The sequence below is a fragment of the Methylocystis sp. SC2 genome (assembly GCF_000304315.1).
GTDB lineage: Bacteria > Pseudomonadota > Alphaproteobacteria > Rhizobiales > Beijerinckiaceae > Methylocystis.
In genome coordinates this window covers 2,257,404-2,278,694 of sequence record NC_018485.1, presented here as the reverse complement: position 1 = coordinate 2,278,694, position 21,291 = coordinate 2,257,404, and the positions used below count along the sequence as shown (strand labels likewise).

Here is a 21,291-nt window from a genome sequence, read left to right as displayed (position 1 = left end):
CGCGCGAAGATGTCGCTGCGCGCGTTTAGAACGACAGTTTGATCGATCCGCGGAACGTCCGCGGGGCCCCGATCACGTTGTAATTGTACCCGGGCAGGTTCCAGCCCACCTGAATCGGGTTGGTGTAGGGCACCGCGTAACCGAACGGATGCGCGGCGTCGAAGGCCTGCGGCCCCAGGCCGCCGCTGGTGAAATAGGTCTTGTCGAAGAGATTGCTCACATTGAGCTGCGCGACGAGCTTGTAGTCGGCGAGATTGAGCTCATAGGCTCCGAACAGGCCGACGATTCCATAGCTCGGCGTCGACTGGCCATAGATATAGCTTCCGTCATTCGCCCAATGGGAGAAGGGAATATAGCCGGTGTAATCGTAGCGCGCGCCGACTCTCAGACCCTTCATCTGGCCGTCCTTGAATTCATACCCCGATGACAGCGATCCGACATTGCGCGGAACGAAGGGGATCGGCGATCCGGCGGTCGGAACCCCGAGATAAAGCGGATTTGACTTGGTGGTGAGCGCGTCGGTGTTGGCGTAGGCGAGGTTGACGCTCCAGCCGGGCGAGAGCTCGCCCTGGATGTCGAGTTCAGGACCCTGCGAGCGCCCTTCGCCGATCAGCATCACATGGTTGAAGTCGTTCGGAATGCCGATCGGAATATTGGTCTTGACCAGATGATAATAGGCCGCGGTCGCCTGAAGCTTCCCGTCGAACACGGAAAGCTTGACGCCGCCTTCTACCTGCGCGCCGGCGCTCGGGGGCGTCGGGTCGTTCGTGTTCAAGACCAGCTTGCCGTTGTAATTCGGGCTGTAGGATTCGGCGTAATTGCCGTAGAAGCTCATCCAGTCGAGCGGCCGCCACAAGAGCCCGACGCGCGGCGTCACTCTCTGATTGACGAATTGCGCTCGCGCCGTGATCGTATCGAAGTTGCAGGGGATCACCAGTCCCGCAAACGCATTCTCGGAATACGGCCCGCAGAATTTCGAATTCTCCGTGGCGCCGGTTCTGCTGTCGATATATTGAAAGCGCGCGCCGCCGAGCACGGTGAAGCCATAGGGCAGCTTGATCTGATCCTGCAGATAAATGCCCAGATTGTCGGCGTATTGCTCGGTCGCGGCGAAGGCATAAAGACCGGAGATCGGCGTCGGCGGCTGCGGCGCGCCGAGAAGGAGCGTCGAACTGTAATTCGCCGCATTCAGGTTCCGGCCTCTGAAATTGTAGCGGTAATAGTCCGCGCCGGCGAGCAGCGTATGATTGAGACGCTCGCCGGTGTCGAAATGCCCGACGAGATTGACCGTCGTCGCATATTCCGCCTGCCTGTTGTCCGACGGAAACGCGCCCCAGTTCAGCGTGACATTGCTAGGCGATGGGAAGGAGAAGCAAGACGTGCTTCCGGGCGTTATGCAGTCGCTGATAGAGCCGAAGCCGCCGGCGTTTTGCCAGTCGCTACGCAACAATTGCATGAAGGCGGTTTGCTGGATCGACCAGTCCTTATTGAAGTCGTGATGCCAGGTGAACTCGGTAAAATTTTGCTGCTGATTGTACGGTGAATTCGGTCCCCAGTTGAAGCTGCGTCCGAGCCAAAGCGGGTTGAACATCCCGAAATAAGGCACGAAATACCAGTCCTGATTGAGACTGTTCTGCTGGAATTGCGTGGACGCTCGAACCCAGGTGTCGCCGTCGATACGCCATTTCACGACCGGGTTGATCATCAAATTTCGATTGTAGCCGAAGGCGCGGAACGACCCGTCGTTCTCATAGGACATGATGAAGCGATAGAGCAGGTCCTTGTTCTCGGTCACGGGCCCCGTGGCGTCGAGCGTCGTGCGGTAGGAGGCGTAACTGCCGATCTGCTGCTGCAGGGAAAAGACGCGCTTCTCCAGGGGCTGCTTCGTGTTGATGTTGACGATGCCGCCGGGCTCCACCGCGCCGTATAGAATGGCCGCGGGGCCTTTCAGAACTTCGACGCTCTCGACATTGGCCATTTCGAGATTGCTGGCGCCGGTGAAGTTGAGGCCGAAGCTGTCGACTCTGAAACCGTCGCGAAAATAATTCTGGGTCGGAAATCCCCGAAGAATGATCTGTCTGAAGGAATTGCCCAGAGCCGCGTCGCCGCCGCCCGACAAGGCGACGCCGCTGACGTTCTTCAACGCCTGGTCGATCGTGATGGCCTGCTGGTCTTCGAGCATTTGACGCGTGACGGTCCGCGTCGTGACCGGCGTCTCCATGATCGGCGTATTGACCTTGGTGCCGACCGACTGGATCGGCGCGGCGTAGGACGTCGGATCGTTGCAGACGCCTTCGGCGCAAAGCTGGCCGTTGTCCCCGGGTCCGATTTCGGTCCCGTTGTCGCCGACGGGCGCAGCGACCGGGCCTTCCAAGCCATGGATGACGCTTGGCCCCGGCCTGCCGATTTCAATCACCGGAAGCGCGTTTTGGGCGAAAGCGGAGGACGAGAGGGCTGTAGAAAGGACCAGGACGGACGAATTGCGCCGCACGGCGACGCAAACGCCGCCTTTCAGGAATTGGGATTTCATAAGCTGGACTCGCAGCAGACGTGGGCCGTCACTGCGAAAGGTCTCCGCCCATACGCCGAATAAAGGCGAAGGGCTTCGGCCGCATCGGTGCACCCCGCCCGACGCTTTCGCGCGTGACCACGAAGCGACGGCAGGTCTCCTGGCTCGCGGGTTGTCGCCTTGGACCGCCTTCCCAGAGCCTTATGGCTCCAGTGGCTTAGTGGTCGTCGGCTCGCCGCTTACAGTTGCGGGGGCAGCCGCGGAATCGCGCGCGAAGAGCGCGCTCACCGCATTCCCATTTTGATCCCGTTGGGAACCGTCTGCCGCAAAATAGAAGCGGATCGCGCCGCAGGTCAAGAGCGTCGCTGTAGCTGATCGCTTCACGCCGCCGCGAGCGCGTGCAGCACGCGCGCCCAGGAGCGCGCGCCCTTATGGAAGGACGTGTAGGAATATTTCTCATTCGGCGAATGAATGCGGTCGTCGTCATGCGCGAAGCCGATCATCAGCGAATCCATATTAAGGTCGCGCTTGAAACTGCCCACGATCGGGATCGAGCCGCCGCAGCCGGCGAGCACCGCTTCCTTCCCCCATTCTTCCGCCAGCGCGCGCCGCGCGCGGTTGAGCGCTTCCGAACCGAAGGGAAGCTGCAGCGCGTTCGAGGCGCCATGCGAAATAAATTCGGCCTTGGCGTCCGCCGGCAGACGCTCGCGCACGAAGCCGCGAAAGCTTTCGAGGATCGCTTTCGCGTCCTGCTTGCCGACGAGGCGAAAGGAAAATTTCGCCGACGCCTGCGCCGGCAGCACCGTCTTCGATCCCGCGCCGGTGTAGCCGCCGATGATTCCATTGACGTCGCAGGTCGGGCGCGCCCAGATCTGCTCGATAATTCCGCGGCCCGTTTCGCCGCCGACGCGCGTGAGGCCGATGTCCGAGAGCCATTTGGCCTCGTCGAAGTCGATGGCGCGCCATTGCTCGGCGATGTCTTCGGGAATCTCCGGCACGCCGGCGTAGAAGCCCGGCAGCGTCACCTTCCCCTCGGAGTCGTGCAGATCGGCGATGATTTTCGCCAGCACATGAATCGGGTTCAGCACCGGCCCGCCGAACATGCCGGAATGCAGATCATGGCTCGGCCCTTTGATGATCACCTCTTCGAGCGCGAGCCCGCGCAGCATCACCGTGATCGCCGGCGTCGAGGCGTTCCACATGCTGGTGTCGCAGACGAGCGCGAGATCGGGCGCCGAGAGTTCGTCCTTATGCGCCGCGAGAAAGCCCGGCAGCGAGGGCGACCCTGTCTCCTCTTCGCCCTCGAACAGAAAAGTGACGTTGCAGGGCAGTCCGCCATTCGCCTCGAAGGCGCGGCAGGCTTCGAGAAAGGTCATCAGCTGGCCTTTGTCGTCCGAGGCGCCGCGGGCGACGATATCCTTTCTCTCCTGGCCGTCCTTGCCCTCGGTCAGCCGCGGCGCGAAGGGCTCCGTTTCCCACAGATCCAAGGGATCCGGCGGCTGCACGTCATAATGGCCGTAGAACAGCACATGCGGCGCATCCTTGCGCTTCGCCTTGGCGTGGCCGACGACGATCGGATGGCCGGGCGTCTCGCGCACCTGCGCGTCGTAACCAAGGCCGTTGAGCTGATCCCTGAGCCAGTGCGCCGCCCGCAAACATTGCGCCTGATAGGCCGGATCGGTGGAAACCGAGGGGATGCGCAAGAGATCGAACAGGCGTTCTCTCGACGCGTCGAGATTGGCGTCTATCGTTTGGAGGACGGCTTCGATCGCGGCCATGAATTGAGCTCCTCAATGAGGAGCCGAAACTAGTGCGGATGCATGGCGAGGGGAAGACGCGGCGTGTGTTTCACCCCCCAACCAAAATCGGCGTAGCCGATTTCGGTCTTCCTAAAAACGCAAGTCGGAAACATCCGACTTGCATTGGGGGGAGGTCGCGCTGCGCAGCAGCGCGGGTGGGGGTGACATTAAGAGACGAGAGATAGAAAAGACGATCACCCCACCCGGCTTGCTGCGCAAGCCACCCCCCATCAAGGGGAGGGTGTTTGCGCAAGCTGCTTTGGTTGCTCACGCGTTCGGCGCGAGCATCTTCTCCGGCCGCACGATTGCGTCGAACTCGGCTTCCGTCACCTTGCCGGACGCGAGCGCCTCTTCCTTGAGACTCGTGCCGTTTTTATGCGCGGCGCGGGCGATCTTCGAGGCTGCGTCATAGCCGATCTTCGGCGCCAGCGCGGTGACGAGCATCAGCGAGCGATCGAGGAAGCGCTTGATATTGGCCTCATCCGCTTCGATGCCGTCGACGCAGCGCGCGACGAAACTATTGATTCCGTCGGCGAGCAGGATCGTCGATTCGAGCAGCGCGAAGCCGACGACCGGCTTCAGCACATTGAGTTCGAGATGGCCCTGCGAGGCGGCGAAGGTGATCGTCGCATTATTGCCGAAAACCCGCGTGCACACCATGGTCAGCGACTCGACCTGGGTCGGATTGACCTTGCCCGGCATGATCGACGAGCCGGGCTCGTTCTCGGGAAGCCTCAGTTCCCCGAGGCCGGCGCGCGGCCCCGAGCCGAGCAGGCGAATGTCGCTCGCGATCTTGTAGAGGCCCGACGCCAGCGCGTTGAGCGCGCCATGCGCGAAGACGATGGCGTCGTGAGTGGCGAGCGCCTCGAATTTGTTGGGCGCCGAGACGAAAGGCAGTCCGGTCTGCTCCGCGATGTCGGCCGCGACCTCTTCGCCAAAGCCCTTGAACGTGTTGACGCCGGTGCCGACCGCCGTGCCGCCCTGGGCGAGCTGCAGGAGGTCGGCGAGGGTCGTTCTGATGCGCCTTTCCGCGTATTCGGCCTGCGCCGCATAGCCGGAAAACTCCTGGCCGAGCGTCACCGGCGTCGCGTCCTGCAGATGGGTGCGGCCGATCTTGATGATGTCGGCGAATTTCACCGCCTTGGCGTTCAGCGCAATATGCAGCCGCTCGACGGCGGGAATCAGCCGACCGGAGATCGTCGTGGCGCCGGCGATATGAATGGCGGTGGGGAAACTGTCGTTCGACGACTGCCCGAGATTGACGTGGTCGTTGGGATGAACGGGCGATTTCGAGCCGCGCGGCGCGCCGAGCGTTTCATTGGCGCGATTGGCGATGACCTCATTGACGTTCATGTTGGTCTGGGTGCCGGAGCCGGTCTGCCAGACGACGAGCGGAAAATGCTCGTCGAGCTTGCCGTCGATCACCTCGCGCGCGGCGGCGACGATCGCGTCGGCGATTTCAGGCTCGAGCAGGCCTTTCCTGGCGTTGACCTTGGCGGCCGCGAGCTTGATTCGCGCCAGCGCATGCACGATCTCGATCGGCATGCGATCGCCGCCGATCGGAAAATTTTCGCGCGAGCGTTCGGTCTGGGCGCCCCAATAGGCCCAGGACGGCACGGCGATGTCGCCGAAGGAGTCGCGTTCAATTCTGTGATCGTCGGTCATCGGCTCGCTCGCATCGGAAGGGGCGTTTCGCGCGCCTCCCTATGCGGCATTTCCGAGCAGCGTTCAATCGCGCGTGGCTGCGGAGAGCTGCTCGGCCGAGGACCATTCGCGCGGCTCGGCGCTTGGCGGCGCCGCCATCAGGTCTGAGAGCCGATTGCGGGCGCGATTCACCCGGCTCTTCATCGTGCCGGGCGCGCAGCCGCAGATTTGAGCCGCTTCCTCATATGACATGCCGGAGGCGCCGACGAGGATCAGCGCCTCGCGCTGATCGAGCGGCAATTTTTGCATCGCGTCGCGGAAGTCGAGAAAATCCATATGCGCGTGCTGCGATTCCGGCGCGACCAATCGTCCGGCGATCACCCCGTCCGGATCGGGGGCCTCGCGTCGGCGCTTGCGAAATTCGCTGTAGTAGATGTTGCGCAGGATCGTGAACAGCCAGGCGGTGAGATTGGTGCCTTCCGAAAAGGTCGCGAGGCTGCCCCAGGCCTTGACCAGCGTTTCCTGAACGAGGTCGTCGGCGCGATCGGAGTTTCCGCAAATCGACACAGCGAACGCGCGCAAGCTCGGGATGGCTGAGATCAGATCAGCCTTCAATCCCTGTCCTGCCGAATGCGCTTCTTCGCCTGCCTTCACTCACTCTTCCTCGGCGCGCTTAACGTCGCCGGGGAGGATAGCACATTCGTTTCGAGTTGGTTCAAAAGTTTCAGAAACCGATCGGGAACCGGTTGGGCCACGACATCATCATAGAGATTGCGGAGTTCCTTTCCGATCGAGTCCTGAAATTCCACCGGCCGCGGTCGCTGGGCCGGCTGTGCGCCGCAGTGCGCCTCCCCTACTCCTCGGCGACGCTCGCCGAATTCGTCACGTGTCATCACCCACCCTGCAAACGTCTCCACCCTGCGAGGGCCCGGTCTCGAAGAATACCGCCCGTCGCCTGCGAAAGCGTCGTCGTCTGCTTTCGCGCGCGCAACTATATTCTCCGGATTCTTATTCCCCATGGAGCCCTCTATTTTAATATGCATGATTTCTGGAGCCGCCGCGTTATACTGCGCCGCAAGGACGATAGGCAAAACGCACCGCTGAAGGATTGGTTCCCTAAAATGCCGAGCAGTTTTGACGTATTGTCCAGGTTTTGAATCCGCTTAGCCCGCACTCCTCTCCTCTGCGAGGCTCGATGCTGCTGGAGTTGTAAGACATGTCGGCGTCAAAGGAAATTTCAGCGCATATTCCCTATTTGAGACGCTTTGCGCGCGCATTGGTCGGCGATCGGGAAGGCGGCGACGCCTATGTGCTGGCCACTCTCGAAACGGTGGTCGCCGAACCCAACCGCATCGCAGATTCCGATGACCTGCGCATCGCTGTATACCGTCTGTTCCTGGACGTCTGGGCGGCGTCGCCGATCAACGCCCACACCGATCGCTCCGGGGCGCTGGCGGAAAACGGTCGACGCAATCTCGACGCGATTTCGCTGAAGCCGCGAATAGCCTTTTTGCTGCAGGCGCTCGAAGGCTTCGATCTCGACCAGATCGGTCAGACTCTAAAGGTTTCGGAGGTCGAGGCTGGCGCCCTGATCGAGGCGGCGAACGGCGAGATCGCCGACCAGATCGCGACCGACGTGCTGATTATCGAGGACGAGCCCCTGATCGCCCATGACCTGAGGAGCATCGTCGAGGAGCTGGGACATCGAGTGGTCGGCATGCCGCGCACGCACGGCGAGGCGGTGGCGGCCATCCAAGACGGCAACCCGGGACTGATTCTCGCCGATATTCAACTCGCGGACGGCAGTTCCGGGCTCGACGCCGTAAACGAGATCCTCGTCTCTCTCTCCATCCCGGTGATCTTCGTCACCGCCTACCCTGAGCGGTTTTTGACCGGCGAGCCGCCCGAGCCGGCCTTTCTTATCGCCAAACCCTTCAATGTCGAAAGCCTCAAGGCCGTCATCAGCCAGGCGCTGTTTTTTGAGCGACGCGCCGGACGCCGCGAACAAAGCGCGCCGCGGGTCGGCATGTGAGTCTCTGATCTCATTGCAAACATTAAATTTTTTCGCCCTCGCCTTCCCGGCGGAGGCTCCTTCGAGACTGCGAAGATAAATCGCCGCCTACCAGAAACATTGGCCGAGCCGGCGAGTTATAGCCGAAGGCGCTGGGGGAACTTTGAGAGGCGGCCCATGGAGGAGAATAAAAAATCCAGTCGTGGCTTTGCGTCTATGGATCCCGAAAAGCAGCGGGCCATTGCGCGCAAAGGCGGCCAGAGCGTTCCTGACGAGAAACGAAGTTTCTCGCAGAACCCCGATCTTGCCGCCCGGGCAGGGCGCAAGGGCGGTCAAAGCGTGAATCCGGCCAAGCGGAGCTTCTCGCGCGATCATGCGCTCGCTTCGGAAGCCGGCCGCAAAGGCGGACACGCCTCGCATGGAGGCGGCGCCCAAAAACGCAGCGCGCCGCTCTAAGGTGCGGCGCTACTATGCCGCAAACGGCTTCGAGCGCTGTGCGATCAGCGAATAGAGCGCATCGTCGTCGCGCGTTCCGCGGAGCGTCGCCACGAGGCCTTGCTCCCTCAGCATCCGGGCCGCGCAGGCAAGCGCCTTGAGATGATCAGCGCCCGAACTCTCGGGCGTTAGGATCATGAACACAAGATCGACCGGCGCGCCGTCAAGGGACCCGAAGTCGACAGGCCGGTCAAGACGGCCGAACACCCCGTAAATCCCCTTCAATTTCGCGAGCTTTCCATGTGGAATGGCGATGCCTTCGCCAATTCCCGTGGAACCCAGCCGCTCGCGATGAAGCAGCGCATCGAAGATCTCGCGCGCCGGAAGCCCGCAAATCTTCGCGGCCTTCTCGCTGAGCTCCTGGAGAAGGTGCTTCTTCGTCGTGGCCTTCAGCGAGGCGCAAACCGAATCCGGCGAAACCAAGTCCGTTGGCCGCATGCGACGATCATCCTGCTTCTCATGGGAGGTCTAGGGCCGCCGAAGGCCCAGACCATCCTTGAAATTTCAACGTCTCGCTATTTTCGCCAAACCCGAAGGGACGTGGGAAAATGGCAAGATACGTGCCGAGGAGGCCGTTATTATGGCCGTCCCACGACGTTTTTGCTTCAGCGCGCATCGCCTTCCGACTCGGGGGTGTCGATCCAGCCGATATTTTCGTCGCCGCGCCGGTAGACGACATTCACCCGGCCGGTGTTGGCGTGCCGGAACACCACGACCGGCGCGCCGGTGAGATCGAGGTCGAGCACCGCCGCCGAAACCGACAGCCGGCGCAACTGCGTGGTGGATTCGGCGATGATCGCGGGGCTGAACTCCGCCGACGCCTCATTTTCCGGATCGGGGGCCTCAAGCACGTGATAGGCGACGACCTCGGCCTGAGCGCCATCGCCATGGCCATGCTCGTGATGGCTCTTAAGCCGGCTCTTGTAGCGGCGCAGGCGCTTTTCGATGCGTTCCGCCGCCTGATCGAAGGAGGCGTAGGGCTCCTGTGCGCGGCCGTCGGCTTGCAGCACGATTCCGGAGGCGAGGTGCAGGTTGCAGTCGGCGCGAAAGCCCGAGCCCTCCGGCGAGATGGTGACGTGGCCGCTGACTCGGCCGTCGAAATATTTCGACGCCGCCGTCTCAAGCCTCTGCGTCACATGAGCCCGAAGCGCTTCGCCGATGTTGATGTTCTTGCCGGAAACCCTGAGAGACATTTTGCAATCCGAACTTTCGTTGCGAGCGAAGTTTCGGCGCGGAAAGGGCCAGCCGCGCGCCTGCCGCGCCGCCGTCAGACCAACCGCCAACGCGCCCCCATCCGCCCTGGAACTCCGCCTGAGGGGTCAGCGAATCGCCCGCCATCTAACCAAAGAGCGGAAATTCCGCGCAGCGTTAGAAGCCTCGGCGTGCGAAGTCAATGGAGTCGTCCCGCGGCGAAGCTTCGCGCCTGAAGACGACATAGGACAATTAATTGGTTGTCATGCGCGCCTGCGCAAGCTTGGCGCGGCGGCGATCGACCGAGGACGGAATGCGCAAACTGTCGCGGTATTTCGCAACCGTGCGCCGCGCGATTTCAATGTCGCTCGCCTTCAGCCGTTCGACGATCGCGTCGTCCGACAGGATGCCGTCGGGCGTTTCCCGATCGATCATCTGCTTGATGCGAAAGCGCACCGCTTCGGCCGAATGCGCGGCGGCGCCGCTCGTCGTGGCGATCGACGCGGAGAAGAAATATTTCAGCTCGAAGACGCCGCGCGGCGTCATCATGTATTTGTTCGACGTCACCCGCGAGACCGTCGACTCATGCATGCCGATCGCATCGGCGACCGTGCGCAGGTTCAGCGGACGCAGATGTTCGACGCCATGCGTGAGGAACGCGTCCTGCAGTCGCACGATTTCAGAAGCGACGCGTAGAATGGTGCGGGCTCTCTGCTCGAGACTCTTGGTCAGCCAGTTGGCGTTCTGCAGGCAGCTCGAAATGAAGCTCTTGTCCGCAGGGCCGGCGGCGACGCCGCTGATTTGCGCCGCGTAACTGTGATTGACCAATACGCGCGGCAGCGCGTCGGCGTTGAGCTCCACATGCCAGGCGCCGTCCGCGGCGGCGCGAACAATGACGTCGGCGACGAGCGGCTGAATCGGGGCGCCGCCGAACGCTCGGCCGGGCTTCGGCTCCAGCCGCCGCAGCTCCGCCGCCATGTCGGCGATGTCTTCGTCGTCGACGCCGCACAGCTTGGCGAGTTGCGCAAAATCGCGGCGCGCGACGAGCGGAAGATTGGCGACGAACGCTTGCATCGCCGGATCATAACGGTCGCGCTCCTTAAGCTGGATCGCGAGGCATTCCGCCAGATCGCGCGCGCCGACGCCGGAAGGATCGAAGGTCTGGATCGTCGCCAAAATGCGCTCGGCCTCCGCCCTGTCCGCCTCGAGACGGGCGGCGATCTCGCCAAGCTCCTCCCGCAGATAGCCGCTGTCATCGATCGCGTCGATGATCGCCTGGCCGATGATTCTGTGGCGCGGATCCGGACAGGCGAGCGCCAGCTGTTCGGCGAGATATTCGTGGAGATTCTGCCGGTCGGCGATATAGGCTTCGAGATTGGGCGCTTCGCCGTCGGCCGACCCGCCGCCGGCGGCGCCGGTCCAGGAAGTCGCCGAAAGTCCGGCGCCGTCGGGGGCGTCATCGCGCGCCCGCTCTCCGATCGCCGGGCCCTCGGGCTCAAAGGCGTTGCTCATGTCGGCGCCAAGATCGGCGGAGAGCGTCGCGGAGTCGACGGCGAGATCCTGCTGCGCCCAATCGCCCTCCTGCGGCCCGTCGACGGCCTCGGCGCCGCTCGGCTCGGCGCCCTGCGAGGGATGATCGGCCGCATCGCCGCCATCGCCTTCCTGCGCTTCGAGCAGCGGATTGCGCTCAAGCTCATCATGCAAAAAGGCGGCAAGCTCCAAATTGGAAAACTGCAACAGCTTGATCGCCTGGAGCAGCTGCGGCGTCATCACCAGGGCTTGGCCCTGACGCATCATCAACTTGGTGGAAATCGCCATCTTCGCTCGGCCCACTCGAAACGCTATTTCGGCCGCCACTTCGCGGCGCGGTTCTTGCTTATATCACTTCGGGCCCGCGCGCACAGGGCCAAAAAAGCAGCGCGCCGCCGAGCAAACCGCCCAAGCCTTAATCACCAATCTGTCGCATGCGACGACTTGCCCCCGCTCCCGAACGGGCGACAGGCGACCCTTCTGGGAGAACGCCCGTCGGGCGCGGAGAGCGCAACCCTGGCGCTGCGGGACGCGGCTTCGCCGCCGCGCGAAACAAGCTTGAACGCGCCAGCGCGAAGGCGCCGTCTCTGAAGGAACGGCGCCTGCAGCGCTACATGCGGAAATCTTCGCCAAGATAAATGCGCCGAACGTCCGGATTGGCGACGATTTCGTCAGGCGTTCCTTCGGTCAGCACATGGCCGTTGTAGATGATGTAGGCGCGGTCGGTGAGGCCCAAAGTCTCGCGAACGCTGTGGTCGGTGATGAGCACGCCAATGCCGCGCGCTTTCAAATGCCGCACGAGGTCCTGAATGCCGCCCACGGCGATCGGGTCAATGCCGGCGAAAGGCTCGTCGAGCAGCATGAAGGACGGATGGCCGGCGAGCGCGCGGGCGATCTCGCAGCGGCGCCGTTCGCCGCCGGAAAGCGCCACGGCGGGCGTGTGGCGCATGCGGGTGAGGCGGAACTCTTCGAGAAGCGCCTCCAGCTCCTCCTCGCGCTTTTTGGCGTCGGGCTGCGTGATCTCGAGCACGGCGCGGATATTGTCCTCGACCGAGAGGCCCCGGAACACCGACGCCTCCTGCGGCAGATAGCCGATTCCGAGCCGCGCGCGGCGATACATCGGCAGCGGCGTCACATCATAGCCGTCGAGCGAGATGACGCCCTTGTCGGGCTTCACCAGCCCGGTGATCATATAAAAAACCGTGGTCTTGCCGGCGCCGTTGGGGCCCAGCAGCCCGACCGCCTCGCCGCGCGCCACATGCAGGCTCACGTCTTCGACGACGCGACGCGCTTTATAGGACTTCGCCAGATTGTGGATCGAAAGCAGGCCCTGGCCGTCGAATCCGGCGGGTTCCCGATAGGCGGAGCCCGGCGCGAAGGCCGGCGGCTCGGCCTGTTCGTTCGTCGGCGCGGGTCCCCAGAAGCTTGCGTCGCGCGCCGCCTCCTCGGAATCGGCGCCTAAGCTTTGGGCGCCGGCGTCACGCCATTGGCCTTCGGCGATGTCGTCGGGCTTCCGCGAGCGGCTCACGCCCTGGGCGAGCCGCGCCAGCGACTGGCCGGCGGCGCGAAAACGCAGGGAAAGGGCGGAAAGATAACTCAAGCGCGCCTTGTCCGTCGCTCTGGGCGTTCAGCGGTTGGAAGCGACGCTCGCCGCCCCGTCAGGGGTGCTCTATCCCATAAGCGCCGCTTCGGAAACATGAACCCGGCGCCGCGCTGCGGCGCTGGGTCGCGGTCAAGCCCAAGGGCGCTGCGCCGCAGCCTGCTTTTCATACTCGTCGATCTTGTCGGCTTTCTGCAGAGTCAGCCCAATGTCGTCGAGACCGTTCAGCAGGCAGTGCTTGCGAAAGGGATCGATGTCGAATGTGATCACGCCGCCGTCCGGCCCGCGAATCTCCTGCGCCGTCAGGTCGACGGTCAGGGTGGCGTTCGCGCCGCGCTTGGCGTCGTCCATCAGCCTGTCGAGCTCGGCCTCGCCGACCGCGATCGGCAAGATCCCGTTCTTGAAGCAATTATTATAGAAAATATCGGCGAAGCTCGTCGAAATGATGCAGCGGATTCCGAAGTCGAGCAGCGCCCAGGGCGCGTGTTCGCGCGACGAGCCGCAGCCGAAATTGTCGCCGGCGACGAGGATGCGGGCGTTGCGGTAGGCCGGCTGATTCAGGACAAAATCGGGATTCTCGGAACCGTCGTCGCGATAGCGCATCTCCGAAAACAGGCCCTTGCCGAGGCCGGTGCGCTGGATGGTTTTGAGATACTGCTTCGGGATGATCATGTCCGTATCGACGTTCATGATCGGCAACGGCGCCGCGACGCCCGTCAGCGTGGTGAATTTGTCCATGTTTCTTTCGGTGTGGCGCGAGGAAGTCTAGCGCCCTTTACCAAATCGCCGCAGCAAGGGCAAAGCGCCAAACGGACCTAGGCGCGGCTCAAGCCTCCTGCGGCGCCGTCTCCCGCCGCGCGCCGCGCAGCAGCAGAACGCCGGCCAGCAACATCGCGGCGCCCCAGATGATGAAGCCCGCGTCATAGATCGGCCACTGGGCGCGATCGACTCGTTCATTCACATGATGAATGCCGAGGACAAGGTGGTTGATGACGCCGTCGTAGAGGTTGAATCCGCCCCAGCCGATCAGCAGCGCGCCCGCCAGCCGCCGGCCGGACCACATGCCGCCGGCGCGGCGCGAGGCGCGCCAAAGAGAAAACAGCCCCACGCCGACGCAGACATAAGCGAAACTGTGCAACATCCCGTCCCAATAGGTGTTGAATTCCATGCCCTCGACAGTCGCGGCGGGGCTCCAGTTGCTGACCAGATGATGCCATTGCAACAGCTGATGAAGAACGATTCCATCAAAGAAAACGCCAAGCCCGACGCCAAGAATGATCGCGGCGGCGGTCGGAAAAGCAGCCCGGGCGCGGACGGGACGAATGCTGGCGGACTGCGTCATGGCGTTTCCTGCTCCACGTCCGTAGACCTTTGCAAACGCCCGGAGCGGCCGCGTGTTCCGGCCCTCGCATTATTACAAAGTCTTCTGCTAAAGGTGTTGGGCGAAGCTGAAGTCCGAGCGATCTCGCCATGATGCTGCCCATCACGCTGCCCACGACGCTGAACGGTTTGATCATCGAAGCGATCGGCTATCTCGCCGCGGCGGCGAGCGTGTTCGTTTATGTGTCGAACACCATGATTCCGCTGCGGATCGCGGCGATCCTCGCCAATGCGCTGTTCGCCGCCTACTTCTTTCTCAAGGGTCTCTACCCGCTCTTCGCCCTCAACGCCTTTCTGGTCCCGGTCAACATCGTGCGGCTCCGGCAGATCCGGCGGCTTGTCCAGGACATTCGCGCCGCCGCCTCCGAGGATTTCGATTTCGAATGGCTGCGTCCCTATATGCGGCCCATAAAGCTTTCCGAAGGCTTCGTCCTGCATCGCCTCGGCGATCTGTCCGAGGAAGCCTATCTCCTGGTGCGGGGCGAAATCCATCTGCGCGAGCCCGACGTCACGCTGAAGCCCGGCGCGCTTTTTGGCGAGATGGGCATGTTCACCAATGAAAACCGCCGCACCGCCACCGCGGTCGCCGCGACCGACGTCGAGCTTCTCTGCGTGCGCTATGACGATCTCTTGCAGCTCGCGGCGCAGACGCCGCAATTCGGCTTTTACCTGATGCGGCTGATGGTTCAGCGCATGCAGCATAATGTGGAGCTCGCCCGCGCCCGCAAAGGATGAACGCTCCCCATTCCGTGCCGGTAAGCGTCCCCTTTCCGCGTCATGCCCGCACTTGGCGTCGCCATAAGACGTGGATGGCCGGGACAAGCCCGGCCATGACGGGCGGGCGTTTACGGAATGCGTCGATGGAGAAACGAATGTCGCAAAAAATCTACCCCGTCTCCGATGACTGGAAAAAGCGCGCGCGCGTCGACCAAGAGGCCTATCGCCGGCTCTACGAACGCTCCATCAAAGACCCGGACGGCTTCTGGGCCGAGCAGGCGCAGCGCATCGACTGGATCACGCCCTTCTCGAACGTGAAGCGCACGAGCTTCGACACGCATAATGTCTCGATACGCTGGTTCGAGGACGGCACGACCAATGTCGCGATGAATTGCATCGACCGGCATCTGCCGGCGCGCGCGCATCAAACCGCGATCATCTGGGAGGGCGACGATCCTTCCGTTTGCCGCCACATCACTTACGCCGAACTGCATGAGCAAGTCTGCCGCTTCGCCAATGTGCTCAAGAAACATGGCGTCAAAAAAGGCGACCGCGTCACCATCTATCTGCCGATGATTCCCGAGGCCGCTTTCGCCATGCTCGCCTGCGCGCGGATCGGCGCCGTTCATTCGGTGGTGTTCGGCGGCTTCTCGCCGGACTCGCTCGCGGGGCGCATTGCGGACGCTGAATCAAAGGTCATCGTCACCGCCGACGAAGGCCTGCGCGGCGGCAAGAAGATTCCGCTGAAAGCCAATGTCGACGCGGCGCTCGACAAGGTTTCCGCGACGACGGTCATTGTCGTCACGCGCACCGGCGGCGAGATCGACATGCAGCCCGGCCGCGACTTCCGCTATGAGGAAGAAGCCGCGCGCGTTTCCGCCGATTGTCCCTATGCGGAGATGGACGCGGAAGATCCGCTGTTCATCCTCTATACGTCAGGCTCGACCGGCAAGCCGAAGGGCGCGCTGCATACGACCGGCGGCTATCTCGTTTACACATCGCTCACTCATGAACTCGTCTTCGACTATCGTGAGGGCGACGTCTATTGGTGCACGGCGGATGTGGGCTGGGTGACCGGCCACAGCTATATTCTCTACGGGCCGCTCGCCAATGGCGCGACGACGCTGATGTTCGAAGGCGTGCCGAATTATCCGAGCGTGTCGCGCTTCTGGGAAATCGTCGACAAACATAAGGTCGATATTTTCTACACGGCGCCGACCGCCATTCGCGCGCTGATGGCGGCAGGCGAAGCGCCGGTGAAAAAGACCAGCCGCAAGTCGCTTCGTCTGCTCGGCTCCGTCGGCGAGCCGATCAATCCTGAAGCCTGGGAATGGTATCACCGCGTCGTCGGCGAGGGCCGCTGCCCGATCGTCGACACATGGTGGCAGACGGAAACGGGCGGCGTGCTGATCTCGCCATTGCCCGGCGCGATTGATCTGAAGCCCGGCTCGGCGACGCGGCCCTTCTTCGGCGTCGCGCCCGAAATCGTCGATCCGCTCGGCAATGTTCTCGAAGGCGCGTGCGAAGGCTTGCTCGTGATCTCGGATTCATGGCCGGGGCAGATGCGCACCGTCTATGGCGATCACGAACGTTTCGCGCAGACCTATTTCTCCGCTTTTCCGGGCAAATATTTCACCGGCGACGGCGCCAAGCGCGATTCTGACGGCGATTACTGGATCACCGGCCGTGTCGACGACGTCATCAATGTCTCGGGCCATCGCCTCGGCACGGCGGAAGTCGAGAGCGCGCTCGTCGCGCATGAGAAAGTGTCGGAAGCCGCCGTCGTCGGCTATCCGCACGACATCAAGGGGCAGGGCATCTACGCCTTCGTCACGCTCAATCAGGGCGTGACGCCGAGCGAACATCTGCGCAAGGAGCTGGTGCATTGGGTGCGCCATGAGATCGGGCCGATCGCAACGCCCGATATCGTGCAATTCGCGCCGGGCCTACCCAAGACGCGCTCCGGCAAGATCATGCGGCGCATCTTGCGCAAGATCGCCGAAGGGGAATTTGGCGCGCTCGGCGACACCTCGACGCTGGCCGATCCGGGGGTGGTTGAGGAGCTGGTGAAGGAGCGGCCGTGAGGGTGAATCTCGGGGCAAAGCACTGGGCGATATCGCGTTTATAAATCTGCTCGTAAGCCACTCAGGTGGCCAGTATTGCTAAATTCAATAACTCGAGTATGAATATGTCGAACTCGAGTTGACAGGCAGACCAAAGCTCGGCATAAAGAAAAAGCCCGAAGCGTTTCCGCTTCGGGCTCCGGTCCAGCGGACATGCCGCTGAGTGGTGACAAGCCCAGCATAGGTGCGCGGACCGGCATTTGTCCATAGGCAACAAGGAATGCCGATATGCCGCTTAACCCTACCAATGGTCACATCATTGCGGGAACTCGCGTCGACGAAAATCGATTCGTTGGCCGAGTCAAAGCTGCCCAGCTTTTTCAGCTCGCGCCCGATCCCCGCGCAACCGAAGACAAAAAGAAGCTGGATGCCTCGAAAGAGGTGCAAGACCTCTACGACATCCGCCAGGACGTTCAGCGCCTCTTCGAGGGTCAAAAGAAAAAGAACGTGTCTGCGTATGCGGACTACATCGTGGGACTGCATAACGGCGAGGATGGGATCACTCCTCCCATTACCCTCTTCAGCGAGACTCAGTTGGAGGTAGACGAGCAACCGGACGGAACCTGCTTCATTCAAATTCCCTGGGGTGAGCAACTCATCGCGATCGACGGTGAAACTCAACTCGCTGCGCGCCACGAGGCAGCAAATCTCGAGCCCAAGACGAAAAACGAGTTCGTTGCGATCTATCTCTGCCACGGGCGAGACAAATTATGGGCGCGCCAAGCATTCCATGATCTCAACACGCTTGGTGTTCGCCCGAACGCTGCGTTGAGTATTGGCATGGACGCCCGCGATCCTCTGACGCGCGTTTGCCGTGACGTGGAGCGGCACGTGCCATTCTTTAAAGGCCGGGTAAATAAGGTGCGCCGTCAGCTACGCTCCACGGACACTGACGTCGTAACAATCACGGCCTTGCGCGGAGCGTGCGTAACCTTGGCGAAAGGCATCAACGGAATTCAATACGGAGCGCGACCCGTTCCAATCGATGACGCGAAACTCTGTGCTGTCGAAGCTGCTGCGGTAGATTGGTTCACTGCTCTTACGGAAGTGATTGGCGTCGCCATGGAAGACCGCGAAAACAAGCTTGCAGCCGCTCCTTCGATCTTGGCTGCGCTTGGAGCGGTAGGCAATCCTCTCGTCGAAATTCCGAACGAGATTGACCGCAAGGCGAAAGCGCGCCAATTGGCTGCTTCTTTAGGAAACGTTAAGTGGGAGCGTGGGAAACGCTGGGAAGGCATAGCCGGCAAATATACTCCGAAAGGTGCTTTCGCGGTCGGCGGCGCAAAGGAAACAGCTTACGCTGTCTACTCAGCTCTCACGGACCCCAATGATTCGGGCTTCCATACTGTGCGAGTGCACCATCAGGTCGCAGCCTGAAGTTCTGCAATAGGCCATTGACCGCCGGGTTGCTCCGGCGGTTTTGGTCTGGCGAAAATCCGCCCCTCATTGGCGCCCTGCCGCCTGTTTCGCCGCCCTGCCACGTCTCATCTTACCTCTTCACAACAGAGGACCCAGGAGATGCGGCGCTTTCTTGCCATCCTCGTCGGGCTGATCGCGGTTGCCCCCGCACGCGCGGACTCCGACGTGGAGCATGCGCGATATTCGGTGGTCGCCTCGACAGGGGCCATCGAAATTCGCGACTACGCGCCGCAGATCGTCGCAGAGACGACGATCGCCGGCGAGCGCGGCGCAGCCATCAGCGAAGGCTTCCGCCGCCTCGCCGGTTATATTTTCGGCGACAATTCCCCGCAGCAAAAAATCGCCATGACCGCGCCCGTCGGACAGGCGCCGGAAGGCCGTGATTGGAAAGTGCGCTTCACCATGCCCGCCGAATACGACATGGCGAGCCTGCCCAAGCCCAACAGCGCAGAGGTCAAACTCGCCGCCGCGCCGGGCAAGCGCATGGCGGCGATCCGCTTCTCGGGACTCGCCGGCGACGACGCCCTCGCCGAAAATCAGGCGAAGCTGCTCGATTATCTGAAGCAGCAGGGGCTCTCGCCCAAGGACGCGCCGCAATACGTCTTCTACGACCCGCCCTGGACGCCGCCCTGGAACCGGCGCAACGAAGTCCTGGTCGAAATCTCCCGCGAGTGAGCGCTCCTGCAGACATCTTCGCCGACGCCTCGCGCCGCCGAAGAATCGCCATGCGCGGCCCCGTGCGCCGCCGCACGTTCGTCCGCGCTTTCGAGTCGTAAGGTCGCCTCGTCTTGCAATCGCAAGACAAGCGTATGCGGAGAGCCTTCGCGTTCGCCGCAAACGTTATTGGGACCTCATTTTTGGAGACATTTCATGAAGACCGCATTGTTACTCGCCGCCGCCATTGCGGCCGGCGCTTTGAGCGTCGACGCGAACGCCGCGCCGATGGACGCTTCATTGAAGGCGCCGGGCGACTCTGTCGAAAACGCCGCCCTCTCGTGGCGCTGCGGCAAGAAGAACCCCGCGTCCTGGGGCACGTTCGGCAACGGCTGCCTCAAGCAGAAGCGCAGATGGGGCAAGGGCTCATAATCGCCCTTGCCGTGTCCTGCCCGTTCCTGACAGACAGCGAAACACCCATCTCCATTCCAAACCTGAGACCCCTCTTCCAAGAAGAGGGGTCTCAGCGTAGCGCCGGAACGTTAAAACGCCGCGCTAGCGGCCGCTTTTCTTGTCGAACAGCGCGAGCGCCTCCGTCGCCAGCACGCCGCCGGTGATGGCGACGGTCAGAAAGGGCGCGGCCTGCGCCACGGCTTTGCTCGTGATCATGATCTGGCCGATTCGCGTCTCAAGCTGCGCGATCGACGCGGCGTAGACGACGCGCCCCATGCCGCACCAGACGATGGCGCCCATGCACATCGGGCAGGGCTCGCCCGACGTGTAAAGCGTCGCGCCCTTGAGATCCTTGGCCGGATTGTCGGCGACGAAGCGGCGGATCGCCACCATCTCGCCATGCGCGGTCGGATCATTGTTCGTGACGCCGAGATTGCGCCCCGTCGAGACGACTTTGCCGTCGCGCACGATCACGGCGCCAAAGGGAAAGTCGCCCTTGGCGGCTTCCGCGATCGCCATCCGCATAAAGCCTTCGTCTTCCGGCCGGATCGGCGCGCGCTTGGCATGGCCCTGCGCCGGCGCGGCGCCAAAGGCTAACCCAAAACCTGCGCCCATCGTCGCCAGCGCGGCGCGCCGATTGAAGCGGCCGGCGTCGCCGCCGCATGTCCATTGGCTCATCTCCCGCTCCCGCCCGCTTTTCGACGTCACCAACTTGACACAGCGAACCCCCCGGCGCCACACGCGGCGACCCAAACAATAATAAGCAGGGACGGTTACGCATGGTTAAGGCTTTCATTTTTCCAGGTCAGGGATCTCAGGCGGTCGGCATGGGCAAGGCGCTTTACGACGCTTTTGCGTCGTCGCGCGCGGTTTTCGCCGAGGTTGACGACGCGCTGTCGCAGCCGCTCTCGAAACTGATGTTCGAAGGCCCCGAATCGGAACTGACGCTCACCGCCAACGCCCAGCCGGCGCTGATGGCGGCGTCGCTCGCCGCGATTCGGGCGCTGGAAGCCGAATGCGGGCTCGATCTCGCACGCGAGGCGGGCTTCGTCGCCGGCCATTCGCTCGGCGAATATTCCGCTCTCGCGGCCGCGGGCGCGCTGACGATTTCGGATACGGCGCGGCTCCTGCGGATTCGCGGCGACGCCATGCAGAAGGCGGTCCCTGTCGGTGAAGGCGCCATGGCGGCGCTGCTCGGCGCCGACCTTGATCAAGCGCGCGTCATCGCCGAGGAGGCGGCGGCGACGGCGAAAGGCGTCTGTCAGGTCGCCAACGACAATGGCGGCGGCCAGGTGGTGATTTCGGGCGCCAAGGCGGCCGTCGAGAAAGCGATCGACGTCGCCAAAGAGAAGGGGATCCGGCGCGCGATGCTGTTGCCGGTCTCCGCGCCCTTCCATTGCGCCTTGATGCAGCCTGCCGCCGACGCCATGCGCGAGGCGCTCGCCGGAGCGGCGATCAGCGCCCCGTGCGCGCCGCTCGTCGCCAATGTGACGGCGGAGCCGACGCGGGATCCGGAGGCGATTCGCCGACTGCTCGTCGAGCAGGTCACCGGCGCGGTGCGCTGGCGCGAATGCGTGGCCTATATGGCGAGTCAGGGCGCGACGAAATTCGTCGAATGCGGCTCGGGCAAGGTTCTCGCGGGGCTGTTGAAGCGGATCGCGCCGCAGGCCGCCGGCATTTCGGTCGGCGCGCCGGCCGATTTCGACTCCTACCGCAGCTTCACCTAGAGCGATTCCCGATCACATCGGATCATGTGATCAATAGGA

At 62.8% G+C, this 21,291-nt stretch carries 20 protein-coding genes and 1 riboswitch; of the genes, 8 read left to right on the top strand and 12 right to left on the bottom strand.

Going from position 1 to position 21,291, the window contains the following annotated elements:
* Positions 1 to 25: 25 nt before the first annotated feature.
* The 5 genes from BN69_RS11030 to BN69_RS19840 form a co-directional block, all read right to left on the bottom strand.
* On the bottom strand, positions 26 to 2,530 hold the full coding sequence (locus BN69_RS11030) for a TonB-dependent siderophore receptor (protein ID WP_014891691.1): 2,505 nt from the start codon (positions 2,528 to 2,530) through the stop codon (positions 26 to 28).
* A 111-nt stretch (positions 2,531 to 2,641) separates the two neighbouring features.
* A riboswitch (cobalamin riboswitch) is annotated at positions 2,642 to 2,845 on the bottom strand.
* Positions 2,846 to 2,889: 44 nt separating this feature from the next.
* Positions 2,890 to 4,287, bottom strand: coding sequence for a M20/M25/M40 family metallo-hydrolase (locus tag BN69_RS11025; protein ID WP_014891690.1), 1,398 nt, complete (start codon positions 4,285 to 4,287; stop codon positions 2,890 to 2,892).
* Positions 4,288 to 4,575: 288 nt separating this feature from the next.
* Positions 4,576 to 5,973: a class II fumarate hydratase gene (gene fumC, locus BN69_RS11020; RefSeq protein ID WP_014891689.1), complete on the bottom strand. Its 1,398-nt coding sequence runs from the start codon at positions 5,971 to 5,973 to the stop codon at positions 4,576 to 4,578.
* A gap of 63 nt (positions 5,974 to 6,036) precedes the next feature.
* Entirely contained in the window at positions 6,037 to 6,606 is a 570-nt protein-coding gene (locus BN69_RS11015) for a sigma-70 family RNA polymerase sigma factor (protein ID WP_014891688.1), read from the bottom strand.
* Positions 6,603 to 6,845: a NepR family anti-sigma factor gene (locus BN69_RS19840; RefSeq protein WP_244434920.1), complete on the bottom strand. Its 243-nt coding sequence runs from the start codon at positions 6,843 to 6,845 to the stop codon at positions 6,603 to 6,605. The genes BN69_RS11015 and BN69_RS19840 overlap by 4 nt, the downstream gene beginning before the upstream one ends.
* Before the next feature lie 323 nt (positions 6,846 to 7,168).
* Here BN69_RS19840 and BN69_RS11005 point away from each other — a divergent pair, with 323 nt between their 5' ends.
* Together BN69_RS11005 and BN69_RS11000 are read left to right on the top strand one after the other, a co-directional pair.
* On the top strand, positions 7,169 to 7,984 hold the full coding sequence (locus BN69_RS11005; RefSeq protein ID WP_014891686.1) for a response regulator: 816 nt from the start codon (positions 7,169 to 7,171) through the stop codon (positions 7,982 to 7,984).
* A 156-nt stretch (positions 7,985 to 8,140) separates the two neighbouring features.
* A complete protein-coding gene (locus tag BN69_RS11000) occupies positions 8,141 to 8,419 on the top strand; it encodes a con-10 family general stress protein (protein ID WP_014891685.1) in 279 nt (92 codons plus the stop codon).
* A gap of 12 nt (positions 8,420 to 8,431) precedes the next feature.
* On the opposite strand, the gene BN69_RS10995 is transcribed toward BN69_RS11000, so the two are convergent.
* From BN69_RS10995 to BN69_RS10970, 6 genes are all read right to left on the bottom strand, one after another.
* A complete protein-coding gene (locus BN69_RS10995) occupies positions 8,432 to 8,896 on the bottom strand; it encodes a PTS sugar transporter subunit IIA (RefSeq protein ID WP_014891684.1) in 465 nt (154 codons plus the stop codon).
* Between the two features lie 167 nt (positions 8,897 to 9,063).
* Positions 9,064 to 9,651, bottom strand: a complete 588-nt coding sequence (gene hpf / locus BN69_RS10990) for a ribosome hibernation-promoting factor, HPF/YfiA family (RefSeq protein ID WP_014891683.1) — start codon at positions 9,649 to 9,651, stop codon at positions 9,064 to 9,066.
* 250 nt (positions 9,652 to 9,901) lie between these two features.
* The gene (gene rpoN / locus BN69_RS10985) at positions 9,902 to 11,467 is read right to left on the bottom strand and encodes an RNA polymerase factor sigma-54 (protein WP_041926932.1); all 1,566 of its coding nucleotides are present in this window, start codon (positions 11,465 to 11,467) and stop codon (positions 9,902 to 9,904) included.
* Positions 11,468 to 11,789: 322 nt separating this feature from the next.
* Complete coding sequence (lptB, locus tag BN69_RS10980) at positions 11,790 to 12,779, bottom strand: LPS export ABC transporter ATP-binding protein (protein WP_014891680.1); 990 nt, start codon at positions 12,777 to 12,779, stop codon at positions 11,790 to 11,792.
* A gap of 132 nt (positions 12,780 to 12,911) precedes the next feature.
* Positions 12,912 to 13,517: a 3-isopropylmalate dehydratase small subunit gene (gene leuD, locus BN69_RS10975; RefSeq protein WP_014891679.1), complete on the bottom strand. Its 606-nt coding sequence runs from the start codon at positions 13,515 to 13,517 to the stop codon at positions 12,912 to 12,914.
* Between the two features lie 88 nt (positions 13,518 to 13,605).
* Positions 13,606 to 14,121: a DUF2243 domain-containing protein gene (locus BN69_RS10970; RefSeq protein WP_014891678.1), complete on the bottom strand. Its 516-nt coding sequence runs from the start codon at positions 14,119 to 14,121 to the stop codon at positions 13,606 to 13,608.
* Between the two features lie 128 nt (positions 14,122 to 14,249).
* Here BN69_RS10970 and BN69_RS10965 point away from each other — a divergent pair, with 128 nt between their 5' ends.
* The 5 genes from BN69_RS10965 to BN69_RS10945 all read left to right on the top strand — a co-directional run bounded on the left by BN69_RS10965 (position 14,250) and on the right by BN69_RS10945 (position 19,504).
* The gene (locus BN69_RS10965) at positions 14,250 to 14,894 is read left to right on the top strand and encodes a Crp/Fnr family transcriptional regulator (protein ID WP_244434919.1); all 645 of its coding nucleotides are present in this window, start codon (positions 14,250 to 14,252) and stop codon (positions 14,892 to 14,894) included.
* A 137-nt stretch (positions 14,895 to 15,031) separates the two neighbouring features.
* Complete coding sequence (gene acs, locus BN69_RS10960) at positions 15,032 to 16,960, top strand: acetate--CoA ligase (protein ID WP_014891676.1); 1,929 nt, start codon at positions 15,032 to 15,034, stop codon at positions 16,958 to 16,960.
* Between the two features lie 267 nt (positions 16,961 to 17,227).
* Positions 17,228 to 18,376, top strand: a complete 1,149-nt coding sequence (locus BN69_RS10955) for a DNA sulfur modification protein DndB (RefSeq protein ID WP_014891675.1) — start codon at positions 17,228 to 17,230, stop codon at positions 18,374 to 18,376.
* A gap of 141 nt (positions 18,377 to 18,517) precedes the next feature.
* Positions 18,518 to 19,093: an SOUL family heme-binding protein gene (locus tag BN69_RS10950; RefSeq protein ID WP_014891674.1), complete on the top strand. Its 576-nt coding sequence runs from the start codon at positions 18,518 to 18,520 to the stop codon at positions 19,091 to 19,093.
* A 195-nt stretch (positions 19,094 to 19,288) separates the two neighbouring features.
* A complete protein-coding gene (locus BN69_RS10945) occupies positions 19,289 to 19,504 on the top strand; it encodes a hypothetical protein (protein ID WP_014891673.1) in 216 nt (71 codons plus the stop codon).
* Positions 19,505 to 19,627: 123 nt separating this feature from the next.
* On the opposite strand, the gene BN69_RS10940 is transcribed toward BN69_RS10945, so the two are convergent.
* Positions 19,628 to 20,203, bottom strand: coding sequence for a nucleoside deaminase (locus BN69_RS10940; protein WP_148277093.1), 576 nt, complete (start codon positions 20,201 to 20,203; stop codon positions 19,628 to 19,630).
* Positions 20,204 to 20,304: 101 nt separating this feature from the next.
* On the opposite strand from BN69_RS10940, the gene fabD reads away from it, so the two are divergent.
* Positions 20,305 to 21,252 carry an ACP S-malonyltransferase gene (fabD, locus tag BN69_RS10935; protein WP_014891671.1) on the top strand — a complete coding sequence of 316 codons (948 nt, stop codon included), beginning with the start codon at positions 20,305 to 20,307 and terminating at the stop codon, positions 21,250 to 21,252.
* Positions 21,253 to 21,291 lie beyond the last annotated feature (39 nt).

Excerpts from the sequence above, each read along its gene's own strand:
- BN69_RS11030 (WP_014891691.1), bottom strand. The coding sequence starts at position 2,530 with ATGAAATCCCAATTCCTGAAAGGCGGCGTTTGCGTCGCCGTGCGGCGC.
- BN69_RS11025 (WP_014891690.1), bottom strand. The coding sequence starts at position 4,287 with ATGGCCGCGATCGAAGCCGTCCTCCAAACGATAGACGCCAATCTCGAC.
- fumC (WP_014891689.1), bottom strand. The coding sequence starts at position 5,973 with ATGACCGACGATCACAGAATTGAACGCGACTCCTTCGGCGACATCGCC.
- BN69_RS19840 (WP_244434920.1), bottom strand. The coding sequence starts at position 6,845 with ATGACACGTGACGAATTCGGCGAGCGTCGCCGAGGAGTAGGGGAGGCG.
- BN69_RS11005 (WP_014891686.1), top strand. The coding sequence starts at position 7,169 with ATGTCGGCGTCAAAGGAAATTTCAGCGCATATTCCCTATTTGAGACGC.
- BN69_RS11000 (WP_014891685.1), top strand. The coding sequence starts at position 8,141 with ATGGAGGAGAATAAAAAATCCAGTCGTGGCTTTGCGTCTATGGATCCC.
- BN69_RS10995 (WP_014891684.1), bottom strand. The coding sequence starts at position 8,896 with ATGCGGCCAACGGACTTGGTTTCGCCGGATTCGGTTTGCGCCTCGCTG.
- hpf (WP_014891683.1), bottom strand. The coding sequence starts at position 9,651 with ATGTCTCTCAGGGTTTCCGGCAAGAACATCAACATCGGCGAAGCGCTT.
- rpoN (WP_041926932.1), bottom strand. The coding sequence starts at position 11,467 with ATGGCGATTTCCACCAAGTTGATGATGCGTCAGGGCCAAGCCCTGGTG.
- leuD (WP_014891679.1), bottom strand. The coding sequence starts at position 13,517 with ATGGACAAATTCACCACGCTGACGGGCGTCGCGGCGCCGTTGCCGATC.
- BN69_RS10970 (WP_014891678.1), bottom strand. The coding sequence starts at position 14,121 with ATGACGCAGTCCGCCAGCATTCGTCCCGTCCGCGCCCGGGCTGCTTTT.
- BN69_RS10965 (WP_244434919.1), top strand. The coding sequence starts at position 14,250 with ATGATGCTGCCCATCACGCTGCCCACGACGCTGAACGGTTTGATCATC.
- acs (WP_014891676.1), top strand. The coding sequence starts at position 15,032 with ATGTCGCAAAAAATCTACCCCGTCTCCGATGACTGGAAAAAGCGCGCG.
- BN69_RS10955 (WP_014891675.1), top strand. The coding sequence starts at position 17,228 with ATGCCGCTTAACCCTACCAATGGTCACATCATTGCGGGAACTCGCGTC.
- BN69_RS10950 (WP_014891674.1), top strand. The coding sequence starts at position 18,518 with ATGCGGCGCTTTCTTGCCATCCTCGTCGGGCTGATCGCGGTTGCCCCC.
- BN69_RS10945 (WP_014891673.1), top strand. The coding sequence starts at position 19,289 with ATGAAGACCGCATTGTTACTCGCCGCCGCCATTGCGGCCGGCGCTTTG.
- BN69_RS10940 (WP_148277093.1), bottom strand. The coding sequence starts at position 20,203 with ATGAGCCAATGGACATGCGGCGGCGACGCCGGCCGCTTCAATCGGCGC.
- fabD (WP_014891671.1), top strand. The coding sequence starts at position 20,305 with ATGGTTAAGGCTTTCATTTTTCCAGGTCAGGGATCTCAGGCGGTCGGC.